The sequence below is a fragment of the Ruminococcus sp. NK3A76 genome (assembly GCF_000686125.1).
Lineage (GTDB): Bacteria > Bacillota > Clostridia > Oscillospirales > Ruminococcaceae > NK3A76.
The window spans coordinates 893,703-919,589 of the sequence record NZ_JMMA01000002.1; the positions used below are offsets into that span (position 1 = coordinate 893,703).

The window sequence follows — 25,887 nt, forward strand, 5'->3', positions numbered from 1 at the left end:
GCCGCTATACATATTATAAGATAAACCCTGTCAAAAATCAATACCCCTATAGCATCTGTTAAGAATTTGTTAGGAAATATCAGGCAGAAAAATGATATGAAACAACACCTTTTTTACACCTTGCTGTCCTTTGCACGCTTTAGCAGAAAATGCATGACCGATGCAAGCGCTCCGAATAGCAGAGCAGCGCTCATTCCTGCGGCAGCTGCTGTAAAGCCGCCTGTTAAGATGCCGAGTGCGCCGTCTTCGGCGACGGCTTTTTTGACCCCCTGCGAGAGGTTGTAGCCAAAGCCTGTCAGCGGCACGCTCGCACCCGCCCCTGCAAGCCTGATAAGCGGTTCATACAGCCCTGCCGCACCTAATAACACCCCTGCTACAACGTATGCCACAAGTATCCTCGCCGGGGTGAGCTTCGTAAAGTCGATAAGCGCCTGCCCGATAAGGCAGAACACTCCTCCTGCCAAAAATGCGTAAAGATAAACCATAAAGCACCCCTCCTTAAACGCTGTGTGAGAGCCATACTGCGTGCGAGACAGACGGTATGCTCTCGCCCTGCTGTGTCATCGTGGGGGACATAAGCGCCCCGGTCGCCGCAAGCAGGATATTCTCATATTCGCCGGTTATTATCTTCGGCAGCAGATAAGCGCAGCTGACTGATGCCACACAGCCGCAGCCGCTTCCGCCTGAGTGAACGTCCTGTGTGTCGGGGTCATATAGCAGGCAGCCGCAGTCGAGGTGCTTGTCTTTTATATCCACCCCGTCACGCTCAAAGAGCTTATATAAAAGCGATGAGCCTATCATACCAAGGTCGCCGGTGATTATACGGTCAAAGTCAGCAATGCTCCTGCCGCTCTCATTAAGAAAGCGTGTTATCGTGTCGTATGCAGCAGGCGCCATAGCTGCACCCATGTTGGCAGCATCGGTAACGCCCATATCGACTATCCGCCCGACTGTAAAGCCCCTGATAAACGGCGCACACTCGCCCTGCCCGACTATCACGGCACCTGCGGCTGTGGCTGTGCGCTGGGTGGTGGGGGCACGCTGGCCGCCGTATTCTATCGGCATACGGTACTGACGCTCGGCTGAGTAGAAGTGCGACGAGGTGATGCCGAGAGCCTTGCCTGCAAGCCCGTATGAAGTGAGCATGCCTGATAATATCAGCCCCTCGGTAAAGGTCGAGCAGGCAGCGTAAAGCCCGAGTATGCTCACCCCCGACTCCCTGTGCCCGAAGGAGGTCGCAACGCACTGATTCAGCAGGTCGCCGCCTAAGATAACGTCTATGTCGCTAAACTTAAGCCCTGCCTTTTCAAGAGCTATGGCTGCCGTCTGCCTTTGCAGCTCGCTCTCGGCCTGCTCGTAGGTCGTCCTGCCGAAGTATTCATCATCGCTGATGTAGTCAAAATGGTTCCCCAGAGGCCCCTTGCCCTCGCTTGAACCGCCGACTGCCGCAAATGAGGTTATGCAGGGCGGTGTATCAAATATCCTTGTCACAGTCATCATTCTTTCTTTTTTGTTTAGGTAATACCGCACAACCATTGTACGTCAGATACACAGTCAAATTTTTCGTCAGATTGCCTAAATTTTCCGCAGGCTTGCTGGCGCAAGTCAAGGAAAATTTGGGTAATATGACGGGAAATTTGCAAGTAGATGGCGTACAAAGGCTGGGGCCGGTGGTTGTGCGGTGTTGCCTTTATTATGGTAAAAACAGCTGTGATTATTCAAGCCTTGCAAAAAAAGCTGTGATGTGGTATAATGACTATGGTGATTATATGCAAAACAAGATAAACATTCAGGCACAGACCGATGAGATACTAAAAAGCATAAAAGACAGCGGTGAGAAGAAAACGCTTTTGCTGCACAGCTGTTGTGCGCCGTGTTCGAGCTACTGCCTTGAATATCTGTCGGAGTATTTTGAGATAACCGATATGTTCTATAACCCAAACATCTATCCGCCTGAGGAGTATGACAAGAGAAGCGCCGAGCTTGAGCGGCTGATAAGCGAGATGCCGCTTGCAGGCAGGGTGACGTTTCTGCCGGAGGAGTATGACGAGCAGGAATTCTACGATGCAGTAAAGGGTCTTGAAGCGCTCGGCGAGGGGAGCGAGAGGTGCTTTGCCTGCTTCAGATTACGCCTTGAAAGGGCGGCGAAATACGCCAAGGAGCACGGCTTTGATTACTTCACGACGACGCTTTCTATCTCGCCCTACAAGAATGCGCAGGCACTCTATGACATATCAAGGGAGCTGTCGGAAAAGTACGGCGTGGCTTTCCTGCCGTCTGATTTTAAAAAGAAAAACGGCTATAAGCGCTCGATAGAGCTGTCACACGAATATGACCTTTACAGGCAGGATTACTGCGGCTGCGTGTTCTCAAAAAGGGAAGCAGAGCAAAGACACAAGGAGAAAGAGAATGGCTAAGAACAAAGACAAAGACGTTAAGACAAACGCCATGCGCATACTTGACAAAGCAGGCGTTGAATACAAGGTGAACACCTACGAGTGCGAGGACTTTATAGACGGAGTTCACATCGCAGATATGCTCGGCCAGAGCAGGGAGCAGTCGTTCAAGACGCTTGCAGGCAAGGCCAAGGACGGCGAGATATGCGTGTTCGTTATCCCGATCGAGAAAGAGCTTGACCTTAAGGCGGCAGCAAGGGCAGCAGGCAAGAAAAGCGTCGAGCTTCTGCACGTCAAGGATATAAACGCCGCCACAGGCTACATCAGGGGCGGTGTATCGCCGATAGGCATGAAAAAGCTGTTTCTGACGGTGATCGATGAGAGCGTTAAACAGTTTGACGAGGTGATAATAAGCGGCGGACGGTTAGGCTCGCAGATATTCTTATCACCCAAAGACCTGATAGCCGTTACAAAGGCAAAAACAGAAAAAATAACAGTATAAATACTGGAAGATGTTATCAGCTGCAAAACTTGTTTTGGGGGCTTTCCGGTCGCCCCCAAGCCCCTTCGGCAATGCACTTGTAGCATTATGAATGATTACCAGCCCTCTGAGCAAAGAGGGCTTTTCTCGTTCTTCATATTTCTTACATTTTGCCTCTAAATGTCGCTTCGCAGGCGACCACTTCATCATAAAAGTATGCTATTATATATACAGAGCAGGGGAGAGACCGCTGCGGAATGATGAAAGGAAGATGTGCTATGAAAAAGAACTTAACGGAAATGGTATTTATTTTGGACAGAAGCGGTTCGATGTCAGGCCTTGAGAGCGACACGATAGGCGGCTTCAACTCGATGATAGAAAAGCAGAAAACGCAGGAGGGCGAGGCGTTCGTATCAGTCGTGCTCTTTGATGACAGGAGCGAGGTCATCTACGACAGAGTAAAGCTCTCCGAGATAAGGCAGATGACAAGGGAGGACTACTTCGTGCGTGGCTGCACAGCGCTCTATGACGCAGTGGGCGATGCGATAAAGCACATAGCAAATATCCACAAATACGCCCGTGAGGAGGACGTGCCCGAGCACACTGTGTTTGTGATAACAACCGACGGCATGGAGAACGCATCACGCAGCTTCACGCAGGACAGTCTCAAAAAGCTCATCGAGCAGCAGAAGGAAAAACACGGCTGGGAGTTTATCTTCATAGGTGCAAATATCGACTCGGTAAAGACTGCAAAGAGCGTCGGCATCTCTGAGGACATGGCGTGCGACTACGAGGCAACAGAAACGGGCACAAGAGCGATGTTCGCCGCAATGGCTGCACCGTTAATGCAGATAAGAGCCAAGGGCAAGGCATCTGCTGACTGGAAAGAGCAGCTCCGTAAATAGCATTTCCGGCGATATCCGTCTTTTTATTGCAGGACGGGTATCGCTTTTTTTGCGCTTTTTTGCTTGACAAAAGGAGTTAAATATAGTAAAATAAATGTGTATGCGGCATTTGTGTGCCGTGTGCATATCATATCATAAAAAAGGAGTTGAAGACATGGACGACGCAAGTCGATTGCGGGATAGGTATACAGCACCCGGGCTAAGTCTGTCCGTGTGTGATAATGCCTGCCCGTGAATAAATTTCACGAAAGGGTGATATGATTGAACGCAGAAATAATGGAGCTTCTTGACTCCAAGGACGTAAAAAAGATAAAAGAGCTCTTTGTCGATATGAATGAGGCCGATATCGCCGATATACTGCGATACTACTACGAGCACACAGAAAACGACAAGACCGAGCTCCCGCTGCTTTTCAGGCTGCTGCCAAAGGACGTTGCGGCAGACGTTTTCTCCTATATGGAGAGCGATATGCAGATGACGCTGATAAACGCCTTCTCTGATAAGGAGCTTGAAGCGGTGTTTGATGACCTCTTCATCGACGATACGGTAGATATCATCGAGGAGATGCCTGCAAATGTCGTTTCCCGAATACTCCAGTCAACAGACAGCGAAACGAGAAAGCAGATAAACCAGATACTCAAATACCCCAAGGACTCGGCAGGCTCTATCATGACCACCGAGTATGTGTACCTCACAAAGGATATGACCGTCAAGGAAGGCCTTCGCAAGATAAAGGAGGTAGGCGTTGTCAAGGAGACAGTCTACACCCTGTATGTCACAGAAGCGAGAAAGCTCATAGGCGTGCTCTCGGTGCTTGACCTTATAACCTCTGACGATGACAAGCGTATGGAGGAGATAATGGATACCAACGTTATCTCTGTCGATACTCTTGAAGATCGTGAGGTCGTTGCAAGGCAGTTCTCTAAATACGACTTCCTGGCGCTGCCGGTGGTCGATAAAGAGGGCAGGATAGTCGGCATCATAACCTTCGACGATGTAATGGACGTTATCGAGGACGAGGTAACGGAGGACTTCTCGAAGATGGCAGCCGTTGCCCCTGCTGAGGACGAGTATTTCAAGACGAGCGTTTTCAGACACGCAAGAAACAGGATAATGTGGCTGCTGATACTTATGCTCTCGGCAACGCTCACAGGTACTATAATCACAAAATACGAGGCGGCCTTTGCAGCCGTGCCGCTGCTGGTGTCGTTCATACCAATGCTTACAGGCACGGGCGGCAACTGCGGCTCGCAGACTTCTACCATGGTCATTCGTGGTATGTCGGTAGGCGAGATAAAGCTGAGAGATTTCTTCAGGGTGGTATTCAAGGAATTCCGCATAGCGCTTATCGTAAGCTCGATACTTGCCTTCGTAAACGGCCTCAGGATATACATCACCTACACATATTTCGTTGAGAGCGATTCTGACCCGCTCAAGATGTCGATATGCGTCAGCGGGGCGATAATTTGTACAGTTATCATGTCAAAGCTCATCGGCTGTATGCTGCCGATGCTCGCAAAGCGCTGCAAGCTCGACCCTGCTATCATGGCAGCACCGCTCATCACGACCATCGTTGATACGGCGACTACATTTGTGTTCTTCAACATCGCTATGATCGTTTTCGGGCTCAGCGTATAAACAAAAGAGCTGCGTTATGCGGCTCTTTTTGGTAATAGAAAAGGAAAGAAAAACTATGGATCTAACACAACTCAGACAACAGATAAACGAAACTGACAAGCAGATACAGCAGCTCTTTGAAAAGCGCATGGGGCTGTGCATGGACGTGGCTGAATACAAGATAAAGAACAATATCAAGGTGTTCCAGTCGGGCAGGGAAAAGGAGATAATCGACCGTGTCAGGGGAGATGCCCCCGACTGGCTCGAAAACTCCGCCGAGGTGCTTTTCACAACACTTATGGATATATCAAAGAGTTTGCAGTATCGGCGCTTTTTTGCCGACACGACAAATATAGTACACCGCACGCTCGACCTCAGTGCTCCTGCAAAGGTCGCAGTTCCGGGAACGGTAGGCTCATACTCGGAGGAGGCTGCCTGCAAGCTGCTGCCGAAGGGCGTATTTACCTTCTTTGCCGATTTTGAGGACGTTATAAGATGCGTTATGGACGGCGAGGCTGACTTTGGCATACTGCCGATACAGAACTCGACCGCCGGCAGCGTTTCAAGGACATACGACCTTATGAAAAAGTATGACCTGAACATCTGCGCTTCCACCAAGGTCAGGATAGACCACTGCCTTGCTGCAAAGAAGGGCACAAAGATATCCGATATCAGCATAGTTTATTCCCACACGCAGGCGCTCATGCAGTGCTCGGACTTTTTGTCGGAGAACCACTTAAAGAGCCACGAGCATTTCAACACTGCCCTTGCAGCCGACAAGGTAAAGGAAAGCAGCGAGCCGATAGCCGCTGTATGCTCACGCAAGTGCGCAGCAGAAAAGGGGCTCGATATCCTTGCTGAGAACATAGCAAACGCAAACGACAACTTCACACGCTTTATACTTATCTCAAAGGAAACACTTATCTCTGGGGACGCTGACACGATATCGGTTAGCCTTACACTTCCGCACACACGCTCGGCACTTTACAGGATGCTCACAAAGTTCTCGGTCGCAGGCTTGAATCTTACGATGATAGAGTCAAAGCCGATAGCAAATTCTGATTTTGACGTTGTGTTTTACCTCGATTTTGAGGGAAGCATAAAGCGCCCCGAGGTAGTAAAGCTGATAACCGAGCTTGAAAACGAGCTTGCGTTCTTCCGCTTCCTCGGCAACTATAAGGAGATAGTATGATGATGCGTATAGGTCACGGTTACGATGTACACAGACTTGTTACGGGCAGAAAGCTCATTTTGGGCGGCGTCGATATCCCTTACGAAAAGGGGCTTGACGGCCACAGCGATGCTGACGTGCTCGTTCATGCGATAATGGATTCGCTTCTCGGCGCTCTCGCACTCGGCGACATCGGCAGGCATTTCCCCGACACCGACCCTGCATACAAGGGTGCTGACAGCATAGAGCTTTTAAAAAGGGTGAGGGAGATAATAGCCGGCCAGGGCTATACAGTCGGCAACATCGACAGCACTGTCTGCGCCCAGCGCCCCAAGCTCGCACCGTTTATAGCAGCAATGCGTGAGAATATTGCCGCAGCTCTTGACATAGACATCTCGCAGGTTTCTGTCAAGGCGACCACCGAAGAAAAGCTCGGGTTTACCGGCGAGGGCTTAGGCATAAGTGCAACGGCGGTATGCCTGTTGCTTCGCAGGTAACAGGTGATGTGTCCGCTGTCGGCGGACGTATTTAAAAGAGTTTGCCCCTGAGATTTTAAAGTATCTCGGGGGCTTTTTGAATGATAAAGCCACAAAATGTGCATTAAAAAGTCACATAATTATCGGCTTAATTATTTGACAAAACGCTGATTATGTGGTATAATAGTAATCCATATAAGATGTTACGGAGGTAAAGGCATTGATAAATGAGAATGCAAGAAAGCTGCTGTGCAGCCAGTTTGTGAATAATAATACCATAGACCCCAAGTATTACGACAAATATACGATAAAGCGTGGCCTGAGAAACGCCGACGGAACAGGTGTGCTTGCAGGGCTTACTAATATATGTAACGTTCACGGCTATGTCATCAACGAGGGTGAGAAGGCTCCTATACAGGGTCAGCTCATTTTCAGAGGATATAATATCAACGACCTTGTAGGCAATGTCGTAAAGGAAAACCGCTTCGGCTATGAGGAGATAGTTTATCTTCTGCTCATGGGCGACCTGCCGTCAAAGGACGAGCTCACGGCTTTCTCGCAGATAATATCTGAAAACAGAGAGCTGCCTGAGAATTTCTTTGAGGATATGATACTTAAATCCCCCTCGCCGAATATCATGAACAAGCTCGCAAGGTCGGTGCTCTCGCTCTATTCCTATGACGATGACCCCGAGAACCGCTCGCCCGAGGTCGAAATGGCGACGGCTATATCTATAATATCCAAGATGCCCAATATCATGGTGTCGGCTTATCAGGTGAAAAAGCGTGCTTACGATAACGAGAGCATGGTGCTCCATCCGCTTATCAGGGAGCATTCGACTGCTGAGATGATACTCTCCGCTTTAAGACCTGACAGAAAGTTCACAGATGCCGAGGCAAAGCTGCTTGATATCATGCTCATGATTCACGCAGAGCACGGCGGCGGTAACAACTCGACATTCACCTGCCGTGTGCTGACATCTTCCGGCACTGACCCCTATTCGGCATACTCGGCAGCTATCGGCTCGCTCAAAGGCCCCCGTCACGGCGGCGCAAATGCAAAGGTCATCAGTATGCATGACGTTATCAAGAAAAACGTCAAGAACTGGGAAGACGAGGGCGAGGTCGCAGATTGTTTAAGAAAGATCTTAAGAAAAGAGCTGCACGACGGCTCGGGGCTTATCTACGGTATGGGGCACGCAGTTTACACCCTTTCCGACCCGAGGGCTGTTATACTTAAGGCAAATGCCGAGAAGCTCGCAAAGGGTACCGAGTTTGAAAAGGAATTCAATCTCCTTAAGCTTATCGAGGAGCTTTCCCCCGAGCTGTTTGCCGAGGTAAAGGGCTCATCAAAGGTGATGTGTGCAAATGTTGATATGTATTCAGGCCTTGTGTACAGAATGCTCGGCATACCCGAGGATCTTTTCACACCGCTTTTCGCAGTATCGAGAATGGCCGGCTGGGCTGCACACCGCTTCGAGGAAATGGTAACAGGCAAGCGTATTATAAGGCCTGCGTATAAGTCTGTTATCAGGGAAAAGGTATACATACCGCTTGAAAACAGGTGAATTTCAGGTAACAGGTAATAGGTAACAGGTAACAGCTGAGGTATCGCCTGCGGTGTTGCCTTAAATAATTCTGCCCCTGAGGTCTGCGTGGTCTCGGGGGCATATTGTGCTGCGGCAATGGCTGTGTGAATGTCAGGACAATGCTTATACCGGGAGCTTTACCGTTTAGTAAGAACGTTTTACCAATATGGTGAAAAATTTATTAATTGACCCCTTGTATATTTTAACAAACTGTGTTATAATATACGCAGATAAACCATGAAAGGGGAGTTATTCCATGAAAACCAAAGTATTACTTGCTCTGCTTGCGGCTGTGCTGCTGACATCATGCGGCGAGAGCAGCTCATCAGACAGTAAAAAGGATAGCAGCAGCGTGCAGACCACAGCATCTGCGGCTGAGAGCGACAACACCGCTGCTGCTGCGGCAGGATCTGACCCTGAACCCGAGCCCGAGCCGGCAGCTGACACGCAGGCCGACAGGGAGACTATCTATCAGGTATCGCTGCTGCAGGGGCTTACCCTTGGCGACTACAACGGCAGCGTGAGCGTTGCTGACCTGAAAGCCAACGGCGACACGGGCATAGGCACATTTGACGGGCTCAACGGTGAGCTTATCATGTCAGACGGTGTGGTATACAGAGGGCTTTCAGACGGCTCGGTCGAGGTCGTTGCCGATGACGAGACTATCCCCTTTGCAAACGTTACTTTCTTTGACGCAGACGAGCAGGAGGACGTAAGCGGTATAGCCACCATAGCTGATATCAAGGCTCTGCTCGATGAAAGAGTTGAAAAGCTCGGCAAGAACAGCTTCTACATGGTAAAGATAGAGGGCACTTTCAACAAGGTACACGCACGCAGCGAGCTTAAGCAGGAAAAGCCCTACAAGCCGCTTGCCAAGGTGCTGGAGACCGACCAGAGGGAGTTTGAGTGGGAGAATATCGAGGGCACAGTCGTTGCGCTCTACTGCCCTGAGTATATGAAGGATCTGAACGCTGCCGGCTGGCATCTGCACTTTATCTCAAGCGACAAGACAAAGGGCGGCCACGTCCTTGATGTTGATATCAACTCTGCAAAGCTGAGTATCGACCCGACACAGGGCTACAATATGCAGCTGCCTGAGACAGAGATGTTCCCGACACTTGATCTTACAAAGGATCAGTCGGAGGACATAAAGAAGGTCGAGACTAAAGACTGATCTATAGGTAAAAAAGTACAAGCCGCCCTTAGCGCAGGCGCAATAAAGAAGTTTTTATTCCGACACTTCTGCTGTATCACGGCAGAAGTGTCTTTGCGTTACTTAGTGCAGCGCCTGCTAAAAGAAAAAAGAAGAAAGAATAAATAAGAAATAATAATCAAGGTATCGTGTCTTATCGGCAAAAGCCGATAAGACACGATATATTTTGAAATATGTCCGCAAAGCGGACACCTTGTTTATTCTTTATTCTTTCTTCTTTATTATTTATTCTTTTAGCGGTGGCACATACAAAGCTGTAATTGTCAAATACTTCTTTATCGCCACCGCGCTTTATGCAAAGGGCGGCTTTTCTATGTAAAAAAATCGTTAAATCATTGACAATGGGGCGGCGGTGTAGTATAATAGAAGGGTAGATATTTATCCCAATTTTCAATGAAAAGGAGTTTTTAAAATGAACAAAGCAGTAAGAAAAGCGATAATCGCAGGCAACTGGAAGATGAACAAGACAAGACCCGAGGCTAAGGAGCTTTTAGAGGCTATCAAGCCCTTAGTTGCTAACGCAGAGGGCAATGTTGAAGTAATAGCTTGCGTTCCCTTCACAAACCTTGAAACAGCAGTAGCTGCAACAGCAGGCTCTAACGTTAAGGTCGGCGCTGAGAACGTTCACTTTGAAAAGAGCGGCGCTTTCACAGGCGAGATATCCGCTGATATGCTCGTTGAGGTAGGCGTAGAGTACGTTGTTATCGGCCACAGCGAGAGAAGACAGTATTTCGGCGAGACAGACGAGACAGTGAACAAGAGAACTGTTGCTGCTCTTAACGCTGGCCTTAAGCCCATCGTTTGCGTAGGCGAGCTCAAGTGGGAGAGAGAATGCAACATCACTGAGGAAGTTATCGCACGTCAGATCAAGCTCGATCTCTGGAGCCTTACAGCAGAGCAGGTAAAGAAGGTAGTTATCGCTTACGAGCCTGTATGGGCTATCGGCACAGGCCTTACAGCTACACCCGATCAGGCTCAGGAGGTATGCGCATTTATAAGAGCACAGCTCGCAAAGCTCTATGACCAGGCAACAGCTGATGCAGTTACTATCCAGTACGGCGGCTCCATGAATGCAGGCAACGCAGCAGAGCTTTTAGCAAAGCCTGACATCGACGGCGGCCTTATCGGCGGCGCTTCACTTAAGGCTGCTGATTTCAACACAATAGTTCAGGCAGCTGTAAACGGTTAAGGAGAAAAAAATGAAAAAGTATATCTACAAGGTAGACTCCTTCGGCTGCACCTTTTCAACAAGAGCATAGTTCACACAACAGCTTGCCGAAATGATAGACAAGTATGCGCAGGAGGGCTGGAGGCTTCACTCCTATGAGACCCCGGGCGCTATAGGCGAGCTTTGTGTATGCGTGTTTGAAAAGGAAGCAGAGGAATAGTTTAAGGTATTAAATTGCTTTTATAGAAAGGTTGGTTTTTTTATGGCAAAGAAAAAACCCGTAATTTTAGTAGTAATGGACGGTGTAGGCATCTCCGTGACAGGTCTTGGCGACGCTGTTACCGAGGCTAACACCCCCACACTTGACAGACTCAAGGCAGAGTGCCCCTATACAACGCTTAAGGCTCACGGCGGCGCAGTTGGTCTGCCCTCTGATGACGATATGGGTAACTCTGAGGTCGGCCACAATGCTTTAGGCTGCGGCCAGATCTACTCTCAGGGTGCAAAGCTCGTTAACGAGAGCATCGAGAGCGGCAAGATGTTCGCTTCCGACACATGGAAGACCCTTATCGAGAATGTCAAGAGCAAGGGCACTACTCTCCACTTCTTAGGCCTTCTCTCTGACGGTAATGTTCACTCGAATATCCACCACCTCGAAAAGATGCTCGCAAAGGCTAAGGAGGAGGGCGTCAAGACTGTAAGATGCCACATTCTCCTTGACGGACGTGACGTTCCTGCAACAAGTGCTCCCGTTTATATCAAGGAGCTTGAAGACTGCATCGCAGCTCTTAACGACGGCAGCTTTGACGCTCAGATAGCTTCCGGCGGCGGCAGAATGAAGATAACTATGGACAGATATCAGGCTGACTGGGGCATGGTAGAAAAGGGCTGGAACACACACGTTCACGGCGATGCAAGACAGTTTGCAAACGCTCTTGAAGCTGTTGACACACTCAGAAATGAGACAGGCGCTATAGATCAGGATCTTCCTGAGTTCGTTATCGCTAAGGACGGCAAGCCCGTAGGCGCTATGCAGGACGGCGACAGCGTTGTTCTCTTCAACTTCCGCGGCGACAGAGCAATAGAAATATCTATGGCATTCGACGGCGGCGATGAGTTTAACAGCTTTGACAGAGGCACTATCCCGGACGTTATATATGCAGGTATGCTCGAATACGACGGCGACCTTAAGATCCCCAAGAGATATCTTGTGAATCCGCCTGAGATAAAGAACACACTCTCCGAGCTGCTCGTTAATGCTGGCCTTTACTCCTATGCTGTTTCCGAAACTCAGAAGTACGGCCACGTTACATACTTCTGGAACGGCAACCGTTCCGAGCGCTTTGACGAGGAGCTTGAAACATGGAAGGAGATACCCTCTGACAAGGTATCCTTCGACGAGAGACCGTGGATGAAGTCCGCTGAGATAACTGATGACCTTATCGAAGCTATCAAGGCTGACAAGTATGACTTCATCAGATGCAACTACCCGAACGGCGACATGGTAGGCCACACAGGCTCTATGGACGCAACTATCATCGGCGTTGAGAGCGTTGACCTCCAGCTTGCAAGACTTCTCAAAGTTGCAGACGAGTATGACTGCACAGTTCTTATCACAGCTGACCACGGCAACGCTGACGAGATGCTTGAAAAGAACAAGAAGGGCGAGATCCAGGTAAGAACAGCTCACTCTCTTAACAGAGTTCCTTTCTATATCGTAAGCAAGGACAAGTATGTTATCAAGGACGCAGAGTCTACAAAGTACGGCCTTGCAAACGTTGCACCTACAGTTGCAAAGATCTTAGGTCTTACACCTCCCGACTGCTGGGAAGAGTCCATGATATAACAATGCATAATGCAAAATGCATAATGCATAATTGTGGTGCGCCCTTCGGGCGGATCATAAAAGCGGCTGCGCCGCAAATCAATAATTCTCAATTATAAAAGCAACCCCCGAGGAACTTGTAATCCCTCGGGGGCTATTTTTTAAATCCGTCCTGCGCAGCAGGACACCTTAATTATGAATTATGCATTATGCATTATTAGAGGGTGCCTGGTCTTTCATCACGGCAAGGGCAGTCTTTATGCCGTCAACGGCTGCCGACATGATGCCGCCGGCGTAGCCTGCACCCTCGCCGCAGGGGTAGAGGTCAGGCAGGGTGAGCGACTGACGGTTTTCGCCACGGGTAATGCGCACAGGCGAGGAAGTCCTCGTTTCAGGGGCGGTGAGAAGTGCGTCGCCGTCTGCAAAGCAGGCCATTTTGCGACCGAAGCTCTGTAGACCTGTCTTTAGCATATCCGTCACAAACCCCGGGAAAAGCTCACTCATATCTGCCGCCTCGACACCTCTTGAATAGGTGGGATTTATCTTGTCGCTGAGCATGGCCTTGCCCTCGAATAAGCCCTTGACCGAGCAGGCAGGGGCTTTGTTTTTGGTGAGAGCGAAAGCACGCCTTTCTATCTCACGCTGAAACCTCATTCCGTCAAGAGCGCCTCTGCCGAAATCATCAGGCGTTACCGATACGGCGACTGCGGCGTTTGCGTTTTCGCCGTCTCTTGCAAACTCGCTCATGCCGTTGGTGACGGTCGAGTTTTCCTCGCTCGCCGAGGGCACAACGTAGCCGCCAGGGCACATACAGAAGGTGTAGACCCCTCTGCCCTCGCTGTTGCGGTAGGAGAGCTGGTATTCGCCCTTGGGCAGCACAGGGTCGCCTGCGTAACTGCCGTAAAGCGAGCGGTCAACGTCCTGCTGCCTGTGCTCTATCCTGACACCTACCGAGAAAGGCTTTGGCTCTAAGAATACGTTCTTTGAAGCGAGCATCTCGAAGGTGTCTCTTGCGCTGTGGCCTATCGCTAAGATAAGCGACGAGCATAGCACCTCGCTGCCGTCGGATAGTGAGGCTTTAAGCCCGTCGGGGGTCTGCGTTATGTCGGTAAGCGCAGTCTCAAACCTTACCTCGCCGCCTAAGCGAATAGTTTCAAGGCGGATGTTTTTGACGACCTCACGCAGCTTGTCCGTGCCGATGTGCGGCTTTGCCTTGTGCAGTATCTCCTCCGGAGCGCCGAAGGCAACCAGCTCCTTTGATACAAGTGCGCATAGCTCGTCCTTGGTGCGGCAGGTGAGCTTGCCGTCTGAGAAAGTACCTGCACCGCCCTCGCCGAACTGTATGTTGGTGTTCGTGTCAAGCGCACCGCCGAGAGAGTATTCTTTTACCTTGCTTATGCGCTTGTCCATCTCAGCACCACGCTCGATTATAAGCGGCCTGTAGCCGCAGCGTGCAAGTATCAGCCCTGCGAACATTCCTGCCGGGCCGTAGCCTGCAACGACTACTCGTCCGTTTTTATGTACAGTGCCTATTTCCGGTTCAAGCCTTGCGTTCACGGCAAAGGATATGTTCTTGTTCCTCTCAGCCATGCTCCGCTCTGCCTTTTCGCTCGTCAGGCAGACATATACCGAGCTTACCGTCACGATGTTCTGATTGTCTCTTGCATCGATCGAAGTCTTGTGAATGTCAGCGCTCACGATGTCAGAGCGCCTGAGCTTTGCTGCGGCAACGGCCTTTTGTATTATCTCGTCCGGCATACTGCCGAGGGGAGCTTTTATGTTGTTTATGATTATTGGCATAGCCTTTTCCTTTCATAAAAACAGCCCCGTTTTCACAGGGCTGTATATGTTATGAGCTTATGGTTATCTGTATCTCGTTTGTGCCGACGCACCATACGTTGCGGTATTTTGACGAGTAGATAGTTGCATTCTTTATCATAGAGCCTGCCGATGTGCCTATGTCTGAAAGGTCTATCTGTGCGGTCAGGTCGTCAGCTTTGAGCTTGCTTATCACATTCTCAGGGCCGTATATCACAACATCTGTGAGCTTGCCTGTATCGAAGCTCACCTTCTTGCCGGAGGGGTTGTTGAGCACCTCGAACTGCGATTTCGGAATACTGAAGCTCTTTGATGTGAAGCCTTCCTTGTCGAATGTCACCTTGACGCTCGTGATGCCCTCGGCAGATGTCTCGCCGGCGCTGAACGGTATGTCGAAGGTGTATATCCTTTCAAGGTCGAGCTCACTTAGCGGTATCGAGCCTACCGTGATGTCTTCCTCGTTCTTGTCATCAAGGTCAGATGTCAGCAGCGCTATCGGGTTGTCGCTGATGCTGTATTTTAAGGCAGACAGATCAAACCCTGCCGGCACACCCGTGAAGTCTACCTTAAGGTTGCCCGTCTTCTTTTTGAATATCGGGAAGGAGAGGGTGTATTCCTCATCGGGGAACTGATACAGCGAGCTGTCGAGCACGTCGTCGTTCTTGTCGTAGAGCACAATCTTGTTGGTGGTCATGTTCCTGTCCTCAGAAAGGCTCATCGAATTGTCAACAACGGCATATGCCTTTGCTATCTTTGAAAGGTCGTTGTCAGCGCCTGTTATGCTTATCTTGTCGGGAGCACACGATACTGTACCGAGCGAGTAGCCGTCCTCCGCCGAGATATTCGGAGCACTTGGGCTTAAGTCAAATTCCTTAGAGGTTATCGCATCAAACTGCACCTCGACTGTCTCAGGAGTTATCGAGAGTATTGACACCTTGTCTGCCGAGTGTGCGCTCTTGACATCTATATCGAGCTTGTAGGTGCCTTTCTTGGTAACGCTCGACACATCGACTGTCGCTGTAAGGTCGCTTGCGGCGTAGCTGCCTATCTCGTAGTTCATGCCCTCTATGATGACATCGACCGTCATGTCCTTGAAATTGAGTGCCGAAAGCCCCTTTTCCTCGGCTATCGTGCCGGTGAGCGTCAGGTCAACAGGCACGCTCGAAACAGTCTTGCTTATCGTCGGATACTGGGTGATAGAGAGTATCATCCATATGATTATTGCAAGAGCGATAGCAAGTATCCTCTGCCCGAGGTCAGAGCCGAGCTTTGCAGCAAGACCCTTGCCTTTTACTTTTTCCATTTAGACATCACCCTCCCTGCAAACGTGTTCTTCTCCTTGCCGGAGGTGTCAGGTTCCTGCTCTGCGAGCAGCCTTGTGCGCAGCAGCTTCTTTAGGCTGTCCTTTGAAAAGCCTCTTGTCAGCTCGCCGTTCTCAGCAACGGATATCGTACCCGTTTCTTCTGATACGACTATGACGAGAGCATCGGAGTTCTCGCTCATGCCTATCGCAGCCCTGTGTCGTGAGCCCAGCTGCTTTGCTATAAGCTCCTCCTTCTGCGGCTTTGGCAGAAAGCAGCCAGCTGCGAGTATCATTCCGTCACGCATTACCACTGCGCCGTCGTGCAGGGGAGTGTTGGGAAAGAATATATTCCCGAACACCGCCGCAGAGGGGGTGCAGTTGAGCACTGTGCCGGTGGCTATCTGCTCACCGAGCCTTGTTTTCTGCTCTATTATTATCAGAGCGCCTGTCTTGGTAGACGAGAGGTCTGCCGAGGCGTCGCATATGGCATCTATCGCTTCGTTCCACTTTTCGGCGAGCAGGTCGTCCTCACTCTGCGTAAAGAACGAGCCAAGCTCTGTAAGCCTTGTGCGGCCTATCTTTTCTATGATGCGCCTAAGCTCCGGCTGGAACAGGATTATGATAGCAAGTATTCCCCACTGGAAGCAGTTTTTGAGTATAAAGCGCATAGTCTGCAAATTTGCAAATACGGCGATAAGGTATGCAGCGACGAGCACTATGATACCCTTTATGAGCTGCTGCGCCCTTGTCTCCCTTACAAGCCTTATGCCGTGGTAGATAAGGTATGACAGCAGTGCCATATCTATTATATCAGTTATCCTGATCGATACGAGCACATTCCATATCGACTGGATAATATTATCTAAACCGAACATAGCTAACATTCCTTTATGTTTCTTGTGGCCATAACTTCACATAATAATATTGTAGCATAATTTTATCAAAAGTACAAGAGGAAAATATGAAAAAATCAAAAAAACAGGCAAATTTTTGCCCGTTTTTATGAAAAATGTTCTGTCAGATAGCCTTGCCCGAGGCTATGCGGTCTATCTCGTTTATCAGCATATTCACCTGCCGCCTGTCGTTGAATGCCGACGGTGAAAATCTCACAACTCCGGTCAGCAGCGTGCCTAAGCTGTGGTGTGCAAGTGCTGAGCATTGCAGCCCCCCTCTGAGCGCAAAGCCACGGCTGTTAAGATACTCCGTCACCTGCTCGGAGGAATACTCGCCGATGTTGAATGCAACTATCGGCGCATAGCTTGCCCCCTCGCTTCGGTAGACGGTGATGCTTTTGTGCCGCTTAAGAGCTGACAGCAGCTGCTCGCATAAAGCACTCTCGTGGGCTTTTATCCTTTGCTGTGTTTTGTAGTTTACAAAATCTATCCCCTTGCCAAGCCCCATGATGCCTACTGTGTTGACGGTGCCGCTCTCTAACTTCTCAGGCATCACATCTGTCTGTAGAAGCTCTGCCGATGTAGCGCCCGTGCCGCCCTCGATTATCGTCGAGAGGGGGAACTCGCCGTTTGTTATCAAAAGCCCTGTGCCTGCCGGCCCGTAAAGTCCCTTGTGGCCTGATGTGCATATAAAGTCCATGCCGTCAGCAAGGGTAACGCCCAGCACGCCGCTTGCCTGAGCGCAGTCGCAGACAAAAGCTATTCCGTGCTCGTGTGCAAGTTCTGCAAGGTGTTTGTATGGCGTTATCTGCCCGGTTACGTTTGATGCGGCGGTGCAGATAAGGCATTTTGTGTCCTTGTTTATCAGCCGCCGGAAATTGTCTATCGTCCTGTCATCGTCAGCTTCAATTCTTGCTATGCTGTAGCTCACATCACGGGTCTTGTAGAGATTATACACCGGGCGTGATGCCGAGTTGTGTTCGAGCGAGGAAATGACAGTGTGTCCGCCGTATTGCAGCAGACCCTTTATCGCCATGTTGAGCGCATAGGTGCAGTTTTGCGTAAACGCCACGTTCTCGACCTCTGCGCCAAACAGCTTCGCCGCCTTTTCACGCACGTTGTATACCTGCACGGCTGCGGCTTTTGATATCTCGTGGCCGCTGCGCCCCGGGTTGCCGCCGAAGCGCTCGACTGCTAAAGCCACGGCATTTCTGACCGACTGCGGCTTTGGGTAGGTGGTGGCTGAGTTGTCAAAGTTTATCATCACGCTCACCCCTTTAAAATATTCTTGTGGGGTATGCTGTTTTGCTCCAATATACGCACTATTTCTCTCGGGTCTTTTTTCACCGAGAGCGAATAGCCGCACCCCGAGCCTAAGTTCTTTGGCGTTCTCACTATCTCGCAGAATATCCCTTTATCATTAAGCAGGCGCTTTGCCTTCATCGCATAGGTTATTGATGTCATGGCTATCAGGCTCCTTTGCATATTATCACCTCTCCATATGGTTTTTTAACAGTATATGCAGGGTGGGGGGATGTTGACAAGGGGTCTGTATCCGATGCAAAAGTGGCATAATAAAGCCCCGAAGTGCATCAATAACGCTTCAGGGCTTTGTGATATCCGATTATTTATCCTTCTGATCAAAAGGCTTGTCCCACGAGCCTATCTCGATAAGATTGCCTTCGGGGTCAGCTATGTAACAGGTCCTCTGTCCCCACGGTTCAAGCTCCGGCTCCAGGACAGGTGTTGCTCAGTTTTCGACTGCCTTTTTAAACGCTTCATCGACTTCTGCAAAGCTGTCAACATAAAGAGCTATCTCAAAATGACCGTTGAGCCCCTTTATGTATTCATATCTTCGGCTCGTCATTTTTTCAAAGTCTTTCCTGCCGTACAGCAAAAACAATGTGCCGTCCTTGACGAGGTAAACATTCGATGTGTCCTCGGCTTCCTTTATCTCAAAGCCAAGCACATCTCTGTAAAAGCGTATCATCTTCGCCATATCATCAACAAGCAATCCGAAACCGTCAAGCCTCATAAGCTGCCTCCATATTTACCACGGCAAAACCGTGCCTATAATATCCGCAAGGCGCTCAACGCCGTTTTCCTCGCACCATTTGTCAAGCCCGTCAACAATCTTCACGGGTACAAACGGGTCTTGGAAAATCGCAGCACCTACCTGTATGGCCGATGCGCCTGCCATCATCATCTCGACTGCGTCCTCGGCCGATGCTATGCCGCCCATGCCGACAACGGGTATCTTGACAGCATTTGCGACCTGCCATACCATTCTCACAGCCACAGGGAACACCGCCGGGCCTGAAAGACCGCCTACGTTGTTTTTAAGTATCGGCCTGCGTGTCTTTATGTCTATCCTCATGCCGAGGAGCGTGTTTATAAGTGATACAGCATCTGCGCCGTTTGCTTCGACGCTCTTTGCGATGTCGGTTATGCTCGTGACGTTTGGCGAGAGCTTTACCATGAGAGGAATGTCTGTAGCATCTCTTACAGCCTTTGTCACCTGACCTGCTATCACACAGTCAGTTCCGAAAGCCGCACCGCCCTGCTTTACATTCGGGCAGGAGATGTTAAGCTCTATCATGTCAACGCCGCTGCCGTTTAGCATCGCAGCAAGCTCGCCGCTCTCCTCGACTGATGAGCCGGCTATGTTTGCGATTATGCGTGTGCCTTTGGTCTTAAGGTTTGGCAGCTCGTATGAGAGGAACTTCTCAACGCCGCCGTTTTGCAGACCGACTGAGTTGAGCATTCCGCTCGGAGTCTCAGCCACTCGGGGCCCCGGGTTGCCCTGACGCTCAAAGCGTGTAGTGCCCTTTACCGATATGCCGCCTAAACGTGAGAGGGGATAGAACTTCTCATATTCACGCCCGTAGCCGAAGCAGCCGCTTGCAGGGATAACAGGGTTTTTAAACTCGACACCTGCCACACTAACTCTCAGATCAGCCATCGAACACTACCTCCTCACTGTCAAATACAGGGCCGTCCTTGCAGACGTGCGAGAATATCTCACGCCCGTCCTTTACTGTGCGGCATACGCATACTAAGCAGGCGCCCACGCCGCAGGCCATTCTCTGCTCTAATGATACCTGACATTCAATGCCGTTTTCCTGCGCTATCGCAGCTACGCCTTTGAGCATCACCATAGGACCGCAGGCGTATATTATGTCAGGCTTTTCCTTTGCTATCTCGGCTCTGAGTGCGTCTGTGACAAAGCCCTTTATGCCGGCCGTGCCGTCGTCGGTGCAGAGTATCGCCTGCGCACCTGCTGCCTTAAAGTCCTCCTGCAAGATAGCGATACCGGCTGTGCGGAAGCCGCTTATAGCCTTTGCGTTCTCGCCGTAAAGGGAAGCTATGCCGAGCATTGGCGGTGTGCCTATGCCGCCGCCTACGCAGATCGCCTTTTTGCCTTCGAGCACCTTGAAGCCCTTGCCAAGAGGTGCTATCATGTCGATGTTCATGCCGACATTAAGCTCAGATATCTTGTCTGTGCCCTTGCCTCTTACCTCAAATACGAGCCTCAGTGTGCCTTTTTCCTTGTCTATGCCGCAGATAGAGATAGGCCTTCTTAAAAAGAACCCCTCAGCTGCTATCTGTACGAACTGCCCGGCCTGTGCCTGTGCTGCCACCTCGGGGCAGAGCACAGTGAAGTCATACACGCCCTTTGCTATCGCTTTTTTTGCGATCAACGGGTATTTGCCCTGTGTGTACATACACCTTTCTCCTTTCAAATCAAAGCGGTATTACGCTGTGTTTTCAGAATTACGATTCTTTCAGCTTGTCAAGAACTATCTGCGCCCACCTTGCAGCTGCGAGAGGTGAAAAGCCGTGCCCTTCGTTCTCGATGACGTGAAGACTTACATCACGCCCGAGCGCTTTCTGCTGCTCATAGAGCCGCTGCGAATAGCTTATGTTCACTGTCTTGTCAGCATCGCCGTGAGCTACTGTTATGCTGCCGGGGTAGCTCTTTATCATCTCATAAACATCAAACTGCGGCAGCTCGTCTATGTATTTTTTCGATATGTCCATTCCCATAAGATGATGCACGCCGCCCTCAGGAATGACCACCTTGCTCATATCATCGGGTATGCAGAGTGCCGGGTATAAAAGCAGCAGCCCGTTCACCTTGTCGCCGAGCATGGCAGCTGTCAGGCAGGAAACAAGCCCTCCCTGGCTCTCGCCGTAGAGAAACAGCCTGTCATACTGCCCCTCTCTTGTGCGCTTTAAGAAAGCCACAGCCTCAGTTGCGTCCTCGACCTCGGTCTTTAAGCTCATGTCGGTCGTCTTGCCCATTGATATTACGTTGTTGCCGCCGCCCCTGAAATCCACAGTCAGCGCTAAATAGCCGTTTTGAGCAAGTATCTTTGCTAACCATTCAAGGTCAGCCTGGCAGCTGTTGTAGCCGTGAAAGAGGATAACAGCCGTGCGGTTTCTTTTCTCCTCGTTCTCGTTTTCAAATATGTAGCCGAACACCCTGTCAGAGCAGGGGCCGTACATTATCTTTATCTTCTTTACGTTTTCCATTTTACTTCACCTCGGTGATGTATTCTGTTATAATTATACCATATCCCCGCCGCTTTGTCATTACATATTTTTGAATTTTTACAAGCAAAAGACCCGTGCATCAGCACGAGCCTTTCATGTTCATTATCATATCATATACTTTACCGCAGGGGGCGTTCTTCCCTGCAAGAGCATCAAGAGCCTTGTCTTTGTAAAGCGCCTTTGCTATGTTCACGGCAGCGGGGTCTGTGGCTTCAAACTGCCTTATAACCTTGTCTGAGCAGCCACGCTCTAAATGCCGCAGCTCATAATAGCTTTGAATGGTGAGCTGAAAAAGCTGCATATCGCCGCCTTCGTGGGTGCAGGTGACATTCTTGCCTATGTAGTAAGGCTCTGTCTGAGTGAGATGCACCATGCCGCAGTATGCATCAAGTGACGCAAAGTGAATGTCTTTAATGTGCCCCATAAGTATCATGCCCATGCACATAGGGCATGGCTCCATTGAGGTGTAAAGGTTAAGCTCATAGGAGTTGGATCTATCTGTGTCAAGCGAACGCAGAGCATTGGCTTCGGCGTGAGATATCTCACGGTTTATAGTGCTTTCTTCACGGCTTCGATTTCTGTCAGAGATGACAAGCCGCCCCTCTTTGTCAAACAAAGCCGCACCTATCGGGGTGGAGCCGTAGCCGAACGCCTTCCACGCCTGCTCAAATACCACCTGCCACTGGGATGATAAGTTTTTCCACATAAAGCCTCCACCTTACTGCATTAACTCAAACTTGCCGCTTTCCCGTGCCTTTTTCATCACAGCCTCAAAGTCACTGCAAAGTACGGTGTATTTTAAGTTCTTGCCTATCATTATAGCGCCGCACCATAGGGTCACGTCAATTTCCTGCCCGTTATGGGGAATGGTGTTTCCGTTCTGGCTCATGACCCTTTCTGCAATAGCTGCGACCTTTTCGCTGTCGTCAGTTTCTGTTATCATAACAAACTCATCTCCGCCCATTCGCAGACAGAGCATATTCTCATCAGCCGCTTCGTTTATCCGCCGAAACGATTCAAGTATCACCTTGTCGCCTGCATCACGGCCTATCTCGGTGTTTATCGGCATCAGGTTCTTTATGTCAAAGCAGAGAATGTAAGTGCCTGCCTGACCCTTTAAATAATCATAAAACTCAGATACATCAAATTTCTTAACGTTACGCATATTTATCAGCTCCTCTTTCTCGATATACTTGGTGTTGAGTTTCGGGTAGAGGTCAGTGCTGCCCTTCCATTCCTTCTTGAATTTGGTAGGCGGCACGCCCCAGACCTTTGTAAATGCCCTTGTGAACACCTCGTGCGAGTTGTAGCCGTATTTCATTGCTATGTCGAGCATATTCATATCAGTGCGCAGGATGTCACGCCCTGCAAGCGTCACACGCCTTTTCTGGATATACTCCTTAAGGCTCAGGTGCGTGCAGAACTTCCACGTCTTTTGCAGCGACGACAGCGAGCAGTAACAGTGCGCAGCGATATCCTCCTGAGAAAATTCGCTCATCAGGTTCTCCTCGATGTATTCAAGCGCTGATATGAAAATTGTAAAGCTGTTTTCAAAGGTGTTCATAGTGCTTCTCCATATACAGTAACGTTACCTTATGATACAAGTATAGCACACTCGTCAGGATAATTCTTGATGTTTTGAGTAAAAAAGCCCGAGATGTTATCCCGGGCTTGAAATGTTATATTGATATTTTCGGCAGATAAGAAGTGATATCCTCTTTCATTCTTATTACCTCACGCCTTGCGGCCTTTGCAAAGTCAGTCTCGTCGCAGCCTTCCTTCTGATAAGCGCACATAACGCCTCTTGAAGAATTGACGATAGCGCCTAAGCCGTTTGCATCGAAAGCCTTTGCAACGCCCTCAGCACCGCCGCCCTGTGCGCCGTAGCCGGGAACGAGGAAGAATGTGTGCGGCAGCCTCTTGCGCAGAGTTTCAAGCTGCTCGGGGTATGTAGCGCCCACAACTGCACCGACTGAGCTGTAGCCGTATCTGCCCGACTGCTCTAAGCCCCACTTCTCGCACATATCGCCCATTGTCTCATATACTGAGTTCTGGCCTATCAGCAGATCCTGAAGCTCGCCCGAGGACTTGTTCGATGTCTTTACGAGCACGAATATGCCCTTGTCATATTTCACGCACTTGTCAAGCAGGGGAGTGATGCCGTCAGTGCCTAAGTAGCCGTTGACTGTCAGCGCATCAGCACCGAAAGCCTCAAATTCCTCGCCGGCGACCTCGGTGATGCCAAGGTGAGCTGTCGCATAAGCCTCCATAGTAGCGCCTATGTCGTTTCTCTTGCCGTCAGTGATGACGAACATTCCCTTTTCCTTGGCGTACTTTATCGTCTTGTAAAGTGTCTTGACGCCCTCGTAGCCGTACATCTCGTAGTATGCTGCCTGCGGCTTTATAGCAGGGCATATGTCGTGTATCTCGTCTATAATGCCCTTGTTGAATTCGAGTATAGCCTTAGCTGCACCCTTTAAGCTCTTGCCGTATTTTGAGAATTTCTTTGCCTTTATGTACTGCGGCACATAGTCGAGCTTTGGGTCAAGTCCGACTACTGAGGGGTTCTGTGTGCTTACTATCTTTTCTATAAGTCTGTCAAATGACATTTTTTTAACTCCTTTATTTTATAGTTCAAAAACAACTCTGCCCTTTGATACGGTGTAGAGTACCTTGCCCTTTAGCTTCTCACCCTTGAAGACGCTGTTTTTGCTCTTTGAGTGAAGCTCCTCAGGTATTACCTCCCACTCGTAGTCGGGGTCAAATATCGTCAGGTCGCATGGCTGGCCTGCGCATATGCTAAGCTCAGGAACGCCGATTATCTTTCTCGGGTTCTGTGACATAAGTCTTGCTATGTGCATAAGGTCGCACTTGCCTGTGTGATACAGCTTTGTCAGAGTTGCCGCAAGAGATGTTTCAAGGCCTACAACGCCGTTCGGGGCTTTTTCAAAGTCAGCCTTTTCCTCTTTGGTGTGGGGGGCGTGGTCGGTGATTATGCAGTCTATCGTGCCGTCGAGCACTGCCTGCTCTACTGCCGCCCTGTCCTCCTCAGTCCTCAGAGGGGGAGACATTCTGTAGTCAGCATCTCTGCTGTAGAGCTTTTCCTCTGTGAAGGTGAAATAGTGCGGTGCTGTCTCGCAGGTGACGTTCACGCCGTCCTTCTTGGCAGCCCTTATGATGTTTACCGAGCCCTTTGTTGAAACGTGGCATATATGAACGTGCGCATCGCAGCTCATTGCAAGTGCTATCTCACGGGCTGTGATGTAATCCTCGCTCGCTCTGTCAAGACCGCCTACGCCGAGTTCCTCTGACACCTTGCCCTTGTTGATGATGCCGCCTCTTGTGATATTAATGTCCTCACAGTGCGAGAGAACAGCCAGGCCGTTTGTCTTGCTGAGTTCGATAGCCTTTCTCATAAGCTCTGCGTTCTCAACAGGCCTGCCGTCGTCGGAGACAGCATATACACCTGCACGCCTGAGCTCGTCAAAGTCGCACAGCTCGAAGCTCTGCATACCCTTTGTTATGCAGGCAACGGGATAAACGTCGATGCCTGTCTTTGAAGCCTTGTCTAAAACGTACGAGACAAGCTGCTCGTTGTCGATCGGCGGCTTGGTGTTCGGCATACAGCAGACGGCTGTGAAACCGCCTGCCTTTGCCGCATCTGTGCCTGTGAAAATATCTTCCTTGTGGGTCTGCCCTGGGTCACGGAAGTGAACGTGTATATCCATAAGCCCCGGGAAAGCCACAAGACCCTTTGCATCGATCACCCGTGCGCCGTCCTCGTCAGCAGCAGTGCCTACTGCCGTGATTATGCCGCCCTCTGCGGTGATATCCGTCACTGTGTCGGTGCCCGTTACCGGGTCGATGACTCTTGCATTCTTGATTATCAGTTTCATTTGATCTCCTTGATCTTAGGGTATTACCACTCGATATCCTTGGAGTTGTATACGTCTATATCGTCAGGTCTCTGAGTTACTTCGTATGACTGCTTGCCTACGATAAGTGTTGTCGTAGCATCAGGAATGTTCTGTACCTCGTCGCTGTGCTTCTTCTTCATCTGGAACTGGAGGTCAGAATACTTGATAGTTGTGAAGAACTTGAGGTTGTATTCAAAGTCTATCTCAGACTGGTCGAGATAATCGGGGAGTATGAGCAGCTTGATCTTCTTCTTGTCGTCGTCTACCTTGAAGTAGCCCTTGGAGATAAGATCCTTGTCCTCATCATAATCGTCGTATTCGCCTTCCTCGTGGTAGTAGTGAGCAGTGAATTCGCCTGACTTGTCGAAATCGAATACTATGCCCTTGCCGTCTTCGAGCTGTGTGTACCAGGGACCGTTGATGAATGCTCTTGAATCACCGTCTCTTGACGGCTGCTTGAATACATAAGTACCTACAACTATACCGCATACTACAGCCACAACAAAGATTATGCCGAGTATGACTCCTATGACCTTTTTCATAAATGATTACTCCCTTT

General features: G+C 49.9%; 26 protein-coding genes and 1 pseudogene. 11 read left to right on the forward strand and 16 right to left on the reverse strand.

Annotation, left to right across the window (positions count from 1 at the left end; translation table 11 throughout):
- Positions 1 to 113 precede the first annotated feature (113 nt).
- Positions 114 to 485, reverse strand: a complete 372-nt coding sequence (locus tag CD05_RS0104140) for a SpoVA/SpoVAEb family sporulation membrane protein (RefSeq protein ID WP_028509425.1) — start codon at positions 483 to 485, stop codon at positions 114 to 116.
- Positions 486 to 498: 13 nt separating this feature from the next.
- Positions 499 to 1,536, reverse strand: coding sequence for a stage V sporulation protein AD (locus CD05_RS0104145; protein ID WP_347495010.1), 1,038 nt, complete (start codon positions 1,534 to 1,536; stop codon positions 499 to 501).
- 233 nt (positions 1,537 to 1,769) lie between these two features.
- Between CD05_RS0104145 and CD05_RS0104150 the strand changes: the two genes are divergently transcribed.
- From CD05_RS0104150 to gpmI, 11 genes are all read left to right on the forward strand, one after another.
- Positions 1,770 to 2,417 carry an epoxyqueuosine reductase QueH gene (locus CD05_RS0104150; protein WP_028509427.1) on the forward strand — a complete coding sequence of 216 codons (648 nt, stop codon included), beginning with the start codon at positions 1,770 to 1,772 and terminating at the stop codon, positions 2,415 to 2,417.
- Positions 2,410 to 2,898: a Cys-tRNA(Pro) deacylase gene (gene ybaK, locus CD05_RS0104155; RefSeq protein ID WP_028509428.1), complete on the forward strand. Its 489-nt coding sequence runs from the start codon at positions 2,410 to 2,412 to the stop codon at positions 2,896 to 2,898. The genes CD05_RS0104150 and ybaK overlap by 8 nt, the downstream gene beginning before the upstream one ends.
- Before the next feature lie 257 nt (positions 2,899 to 3,155).
- Positions 3,156 to 3,782 (forward strand): vWA domain-containing protein, encoded by a 627-nt coding sequence (locus CD05_RS0104160; RefSeq protein ID WP_028509429.1) that lies wholly within the window; start codon positions 3,156 to 3,158, stop codon positions 3,780 to 3,782.
- Positions 3,783 to 4,043: 261 nt separating this feature from the next.
- Positions 4,044 to 5,420 carry a magnesium transporter gene (gene mgtE, locus CD05_RS0104165; protein ID WP_028509430.1) on the forward strand — a complete coding sequence of 459 codons (1,377 nt, stop codon included), beginning with the start codon at positions 4,044 to 4,046 and terminating at the stop codon, positions 5,418 to 5,420.
- Between the two features lie 55 nt (positions 5,421 to 5,475).
- On the forward strand, positions 5,476 to 6,591 hold the full coding sequence (locus tag CD05_RS0104170; protein WP_028509431.1) for a bifunctional chorismate mutase/prephenate dehydratase: 1,116 nt from the start codon (positions 5,476 to 5,478) through the stop codon (positions 6,589 to 6,591).
- Between the two features lie 2 nt (positions 6,592 to 6,593).
- Complete coding sequence (ispF, locus tag CD05_RS0104175) at positions 6,594 to 7,067, forward strand: 2-C-methyl-D-erythritol 2,4-cyclodiphosphate synthase (protein WP_028509432.1); 474 nt, start codon at positions 6,594 to 6,596, stop codon at positions 7,065 to 7,067.
- A 199-nt stretch (positions 7,068 to 7,266) separates the two neighbouring features.
- Entirely contained in the window at positions 7,267 to 8,613 is a 1,347-nt protein-coding gene (locus CD05_RS0104180; protein ID WP_156947297.1) for a citrate/2-methylcitrate synthase, read from the forward strand.
- A 277-nt stretch (positions 8,614 to 8,890) separates the two neighbouring features.
- On the forward strand, positions 8,891 to 9,808 hold the full coding sequence (gene budA, locus CD05_RS17430) for an acetolactate decarboxylase (RefSeq protein ID WP_051588819.1): 918 nt from the start codon (positions 8,891 to 8,893) through the stop codon (positions 9,806 to 9,808).
- 451 nt (positions 9,809 to 10,259) lie between these two features.
- Positions 10,260 to 11,036 carry a triose-phosphate isomerase gene (gene tpiA, locus CD05_RS0104190; RefSeq protein ID WP_028509434.1) on the forward strand — a complete coding sequence of 259 codons (777 nt, stop codon included), beginning with the start codon at positions 10,260 to 10,262 and terminating at the stop codon, positions 11,034 to 11,036.
- Between the two features lie 91 nt (positions 11,037 to 11,127).
- Positions 11,128 to 11,235, forward strand: a complete 108-nt coding sequence (locus CD05_RS20255; protein ID WP_084262095.1) for a DUF4177 domain-containing protein — start codon at positions 11,128 to 11,130, stop codon at positions 11,233 to 11,235.
- 42 nt (positions 11,236 to 11,277) lie between these two features.
- Positions 11,278 to 12,861, forward strand: a complete 1,584-nt coding sequence (gene gpmI, locus CD05_RS0104200; RefSeq protein WP_028509435.1) for a 2,3-bisphosphoglycerate-independent phosphoglycerate mutase — start codon at positions 11,278 to 11,280, stop codon at positions 12,859 to 12,861.
- A 186-nt stretch (positions 12,862 to 13,047) separates the two neighbouring features.
- Here the strand turns inward: gpmI and CD05_RS0104205 are convergent, their stop codons facing one another.
- The 14 genes and pseudogenes from CD05_RS0104205 to CD05_RS17455 form a co-directional block, all read right to left on the reverse strand.
- Positions 13,048 to 14,640, reverse strand: a complete 1,593-nt coding sequence (locus CD05_RS0104205) for an FAD-dependent protein (RefSeq protein ID WP_028509436.1) — start codon at positions 14,638 to 14,640, stop codon at positions 13,048 to 13,050.
- Positions 14,641 to 14,689: 49 nt separating this feature from the next.
- Positions 14,690 to 15,961, reverse strand: a complete 1,272-nt coding sequence (locus CD05_RS17435) for a hypothetical protein (protein WP_051588820.1) — start codon at positions 15,959 to 15,961, stop codon at positions 14,690 to 14,692.
- Complete coding sequence (gene cdaA / locus CD05_RS0104215) at positions 15,949 to 16,836, reverse strand: diadenylate cyclase CdaA (protein WP_037322794.1); 888 nt, start codon at positions 16,834 to 16,836, stop codon at positions 15,949 to 15,951. Before cdaA ends, CD05_RS17435 begins: the two co-directional genes overlap by 13 nt.
- A gap of 142 nt (positions 16,837 to 16,978) precedes the next feature.
- On the reverse strand, positions 16,979 to 18,118 hold the full coding sequence (locus CD05_RS0104220; protein ID WP_028509438.1) for an aminotransferase class V-fold PLP-dependent enzyme: 1,140 nt from the start codon (positions 18,116 to 18,118) through the stop codon (positions 16,979 to 16,981).
- 5 nt (positions 18,119 to 18,123) lie between these two features.
- On the reverse strand, positions 18,124 to 18,339 hold the full coding sequence (locus CD05_RS0104225) for a DUF3343 domain-containing protein (RefSeq protein WP_028509439.1): 216 nt from the start codon (positions 18,337 to 18,339) through the stop codon (positions 18,124 to 18,126).
- A 139-nt stretch (positions 18,340 to 18,478) separates the two neighbouring features.
- Positions 18,479 to 18,889 (reverse strand): annotated as a pseudogene (locus CD05_RS17440) (VOC family protein).
- Between the two features lie 15 nt (positions 18,890 to 18,904).
- A complete protein-coding gene (locus CD05_RS0104235; RefSeq protein WP_028509440.1) occupies positions 18,905 to 19,816 on the reverse strand; it encodes a dihydroorotate dehydrogenase in 912 nt (303 codons plus the stop codon).
- Positions 19,809 to 20,579, reverse strand: coding sequence for a dihydroorotate dehydrogenase electron transfer subunit (locus CD05_RS0104240; protein ID WP_028509441.1), 771 nt, complete (start codon positions 20,577 to 20,579; stop codon positions 19,809 to 19,811). Before CD05_RS0104240 ends, CD05_RS0104235 begins: the two co-directional genes overlap by 8 nt.
- A 49-nt stretch (positions 20,580 to 20,628) precedes the next feature.
- Entirely contained in the window at positions 20,629 to 21,390 is a 762-nt protein-coding gene (locus CD05_RS17445) for an alpha/beta hydrolase (RefSeq protein WP_051588821.1), read from the reverse strand.
- A gap of 100 nt (positions 21,391 to 21,490) precedes the next feature.
- A complete protein-coding gene (locus tag CD05_RS19505; RefSeq protein ID WP_051588822.1) occupies positions 21,491 to 22,117 on the reverse strand; it encodes a nucleoside deaminase in 627 nt (208 codons plus the stop codon).
- 12 nt (positions 22,118 to 22,129) lie between these two features.
- Positions 22,130 to 22,975, reverse strand: coding sequence for a diguanylate cyclase (locus CD05_RS0104255; RefSeq protein WP_037322796.1), 846 nt, complete (start codon positions 22,973 to 22,975; stop codon positions 22,130 to 22,132).
- Positions 22,976 to 23,090: 115 nt separating this feature from the next.
- The gene (gene pyrF, locus CD05_RS0104260; protein WP_028509443.1) at positions 23,091 to 24,020 is read right to left on the reverse strand and encodes an orotidine-5'-phosphate decarboxylase; all 930 of its coding nucleotides are present in this window, start codon (positions 24,018 to 24,020) and stop codon (positions 23,091 to 23,093) included.
- Positions 24,021 to 24,038: 18 nt separating this feature from the next.
- Positions 24,039 to 25,307, reverse strand: coding sequence for a dihydroorotase (locus CD05_RS0104265; RefSeq protein ID WP_028509444.1), 1,269 nt, complete (start codon positions 25,305 to 25,307; stop codon positions 24,039 to 24,041).
- 23 nt (positions 25,308 to 25,330) lie between these two features.
- The gene (locus CD05_RS17455; RefSeq protein WP_051588823.1) at positions 25,331 to 25,870 is read right to left on the reverse strand and encodes a hypothetical protein; all 540 of its coding nucleotides are present in this window, start codon (positions 25,868 to 25,870) and stop codon (positions 25,331 to 25,333) included.
- Positions 25,871 to 25,887: the final 17 nt, after the last annotated feature.

Bases quoted from the DNA above. Each gene is read 5' to 3' on its own strand.
- CD05_RS0104140 (WP_028509425.1), bottom strand. From the start codon at position 485: ATGGTTTATCTTTACGCATTTTTGGCAGGAGGAGTGTTCTGCCTTATC.
- CD05_RS0104145 (WP_347495010.1), bottom strand. From the start codon at position 1,536: ATGGTTGTGCGGTATTACCTAAACAAAAAAGAAAGAATGATGACTGTG.
- CD05_RS0104150 (WP_028509427.1), top strand. From the start codon at position 1,770: ATGCAAAACAAGATAAACATTCAGGCACAGACCGATGAGATACTAAAA.
- ybaK (WP_028509428.1), top strand. From the start codon at position 2,410: ATGGCTAAGAACAAAGACAAAGACGTTAAGACAAACGCCATGCGCATA.
- CD05_RS0104160 (WP_028509429.1), top strand. From the start codon at position 3,156: ATGAAAAAGAACTTAACGGAAATGGTATTTATTTTGGACAGAAGCGGT.
- CD05_RS0104170 (WP_028509431.1), top strand. From the start codon at position 5,476: ATGGATCTAACACAACTCAGACAACAGATAAACGAAACTGACAAGCAG.
- ispF (WP_028509432.1), top strand. From the start codon at position 6,594: ATGCGTATAGGTCACGGTTACGATGTACACAGACTTGTTACGGGCAGA.
- budA (WP_051588819.1), top strand. From the start codon at position 8,891: ATGAAAACCAAAGTATTACTTGCTCTGCTTGCGGCTGTGCTGCTGACA.
- tpiA (WP_028509434.1), top strand. From the start codon at position 10,260: ATGAACAAAGCAGTAAGAAAAGCGATAATCGCAGGCAACTGGAAGATG.
- CD05_RS20255 (WP_084262095.1), top strand. From the start codon at position 11,128: ATGATAGACAAGTATGCGCAGGAGGGCTGGAGGCTTCACTCCTATGAG.
- gpmI (WP_028509435.1), top strand. From the start codon at position 11,278: ATGGCAAAGAAAAAACCCGTAATTTTAGTAGTAATGGACGGTGTAGGC.
- CD05_RS0104205 (WP_028509436.1), bottom strand. From the start codon at position 14,640: ATGCCAATAATCATAAACAACATAAAAGCTCCCCTCGGCAGTATGCCG.
- CD05_RS17435 (WP_051588820.1), bottom strand. From the start codon at position 15,961: ATGGAAAAAGTAAAAGGCAAGGGTCTTGCTGCAAAGCTCGGCTCTGAC.
- cdaA (WP_037322794.1), bottom strand. From the start codon at position 16,836: ATGTTCGGTTTAGATAATATTATCCAGTCGATATGGAATGTGCTCGTA.
- CD05_RS0104220 (WP_028509438.1), bottom strand. From the start codon at position 18,118: ATGATAAACTTTGACAACTCAGCCACCACCTACCCAAAGCCGCAGTCG.
- CD05_RS0104225 (WP_028509439.1), bottom strand. From the start codon at position 18,339: ATGCAAAGGAGCCTGATAGCCATGACATCAATAACCTATGCGATGAAG.
- CD05_RS0104235 (WP_028509440.1), bottom strand. From the start codon at position 19,816: ATGGCTGATCTGAGAGTTAGTGTGGCAGGTGTCGAGTTTAAAAACCCT.
- CD05_RS0104240 (WP_028509441.1), bottom strand. From the start codon at position 20,579: ATGTACACACAGGGCAAATACCCGTTGATCGCAAAAAAAGCGATAGCA.
- CD05_RS17445 (WP_051588821.1), bottom strand. From the start codon at position 21,390: ATGGAAAACGTAAAGAAGATAAAGATAATGTACGGCCCCTGCTCTGAC.
- CD05_RS19505 (WP_051588822.1), bottom strand. From the start codon at position 22,117: ATGTGGAAAAACTTATCATCCCAGTGGCAGGTGGTATTTGAGCAGGCG.
- CD05_RS0104255 (WP_037322796.1), bottom strand. From the start codon at position 22,975: ATGAACACCTTTGAAAACAGCTTTACAATTTTCATATCAGCGCTTGAA.
- pyrF (WP_028509443.1), bottom strand. From the start codon at position 24,020: ATGTCATTTGACAGACTTATAGAAAAGATAGTAAGCACACAGAACCCC.
- CD05_RS0104265 (WP_028509444.1), bottom strand. From the start codon at position 25,307: ATGAAACTGATAATCAAGAATGCAAGAGTCATCGACCCGGTAACGGGC.
- CD05_RS17455 (WP_051588823.1), bottom strand. From the start codon at position 25,870: ATGAAAAAGGTCATAGGAGTCATACTCGGCATAATCTTTGTTGTGGCT.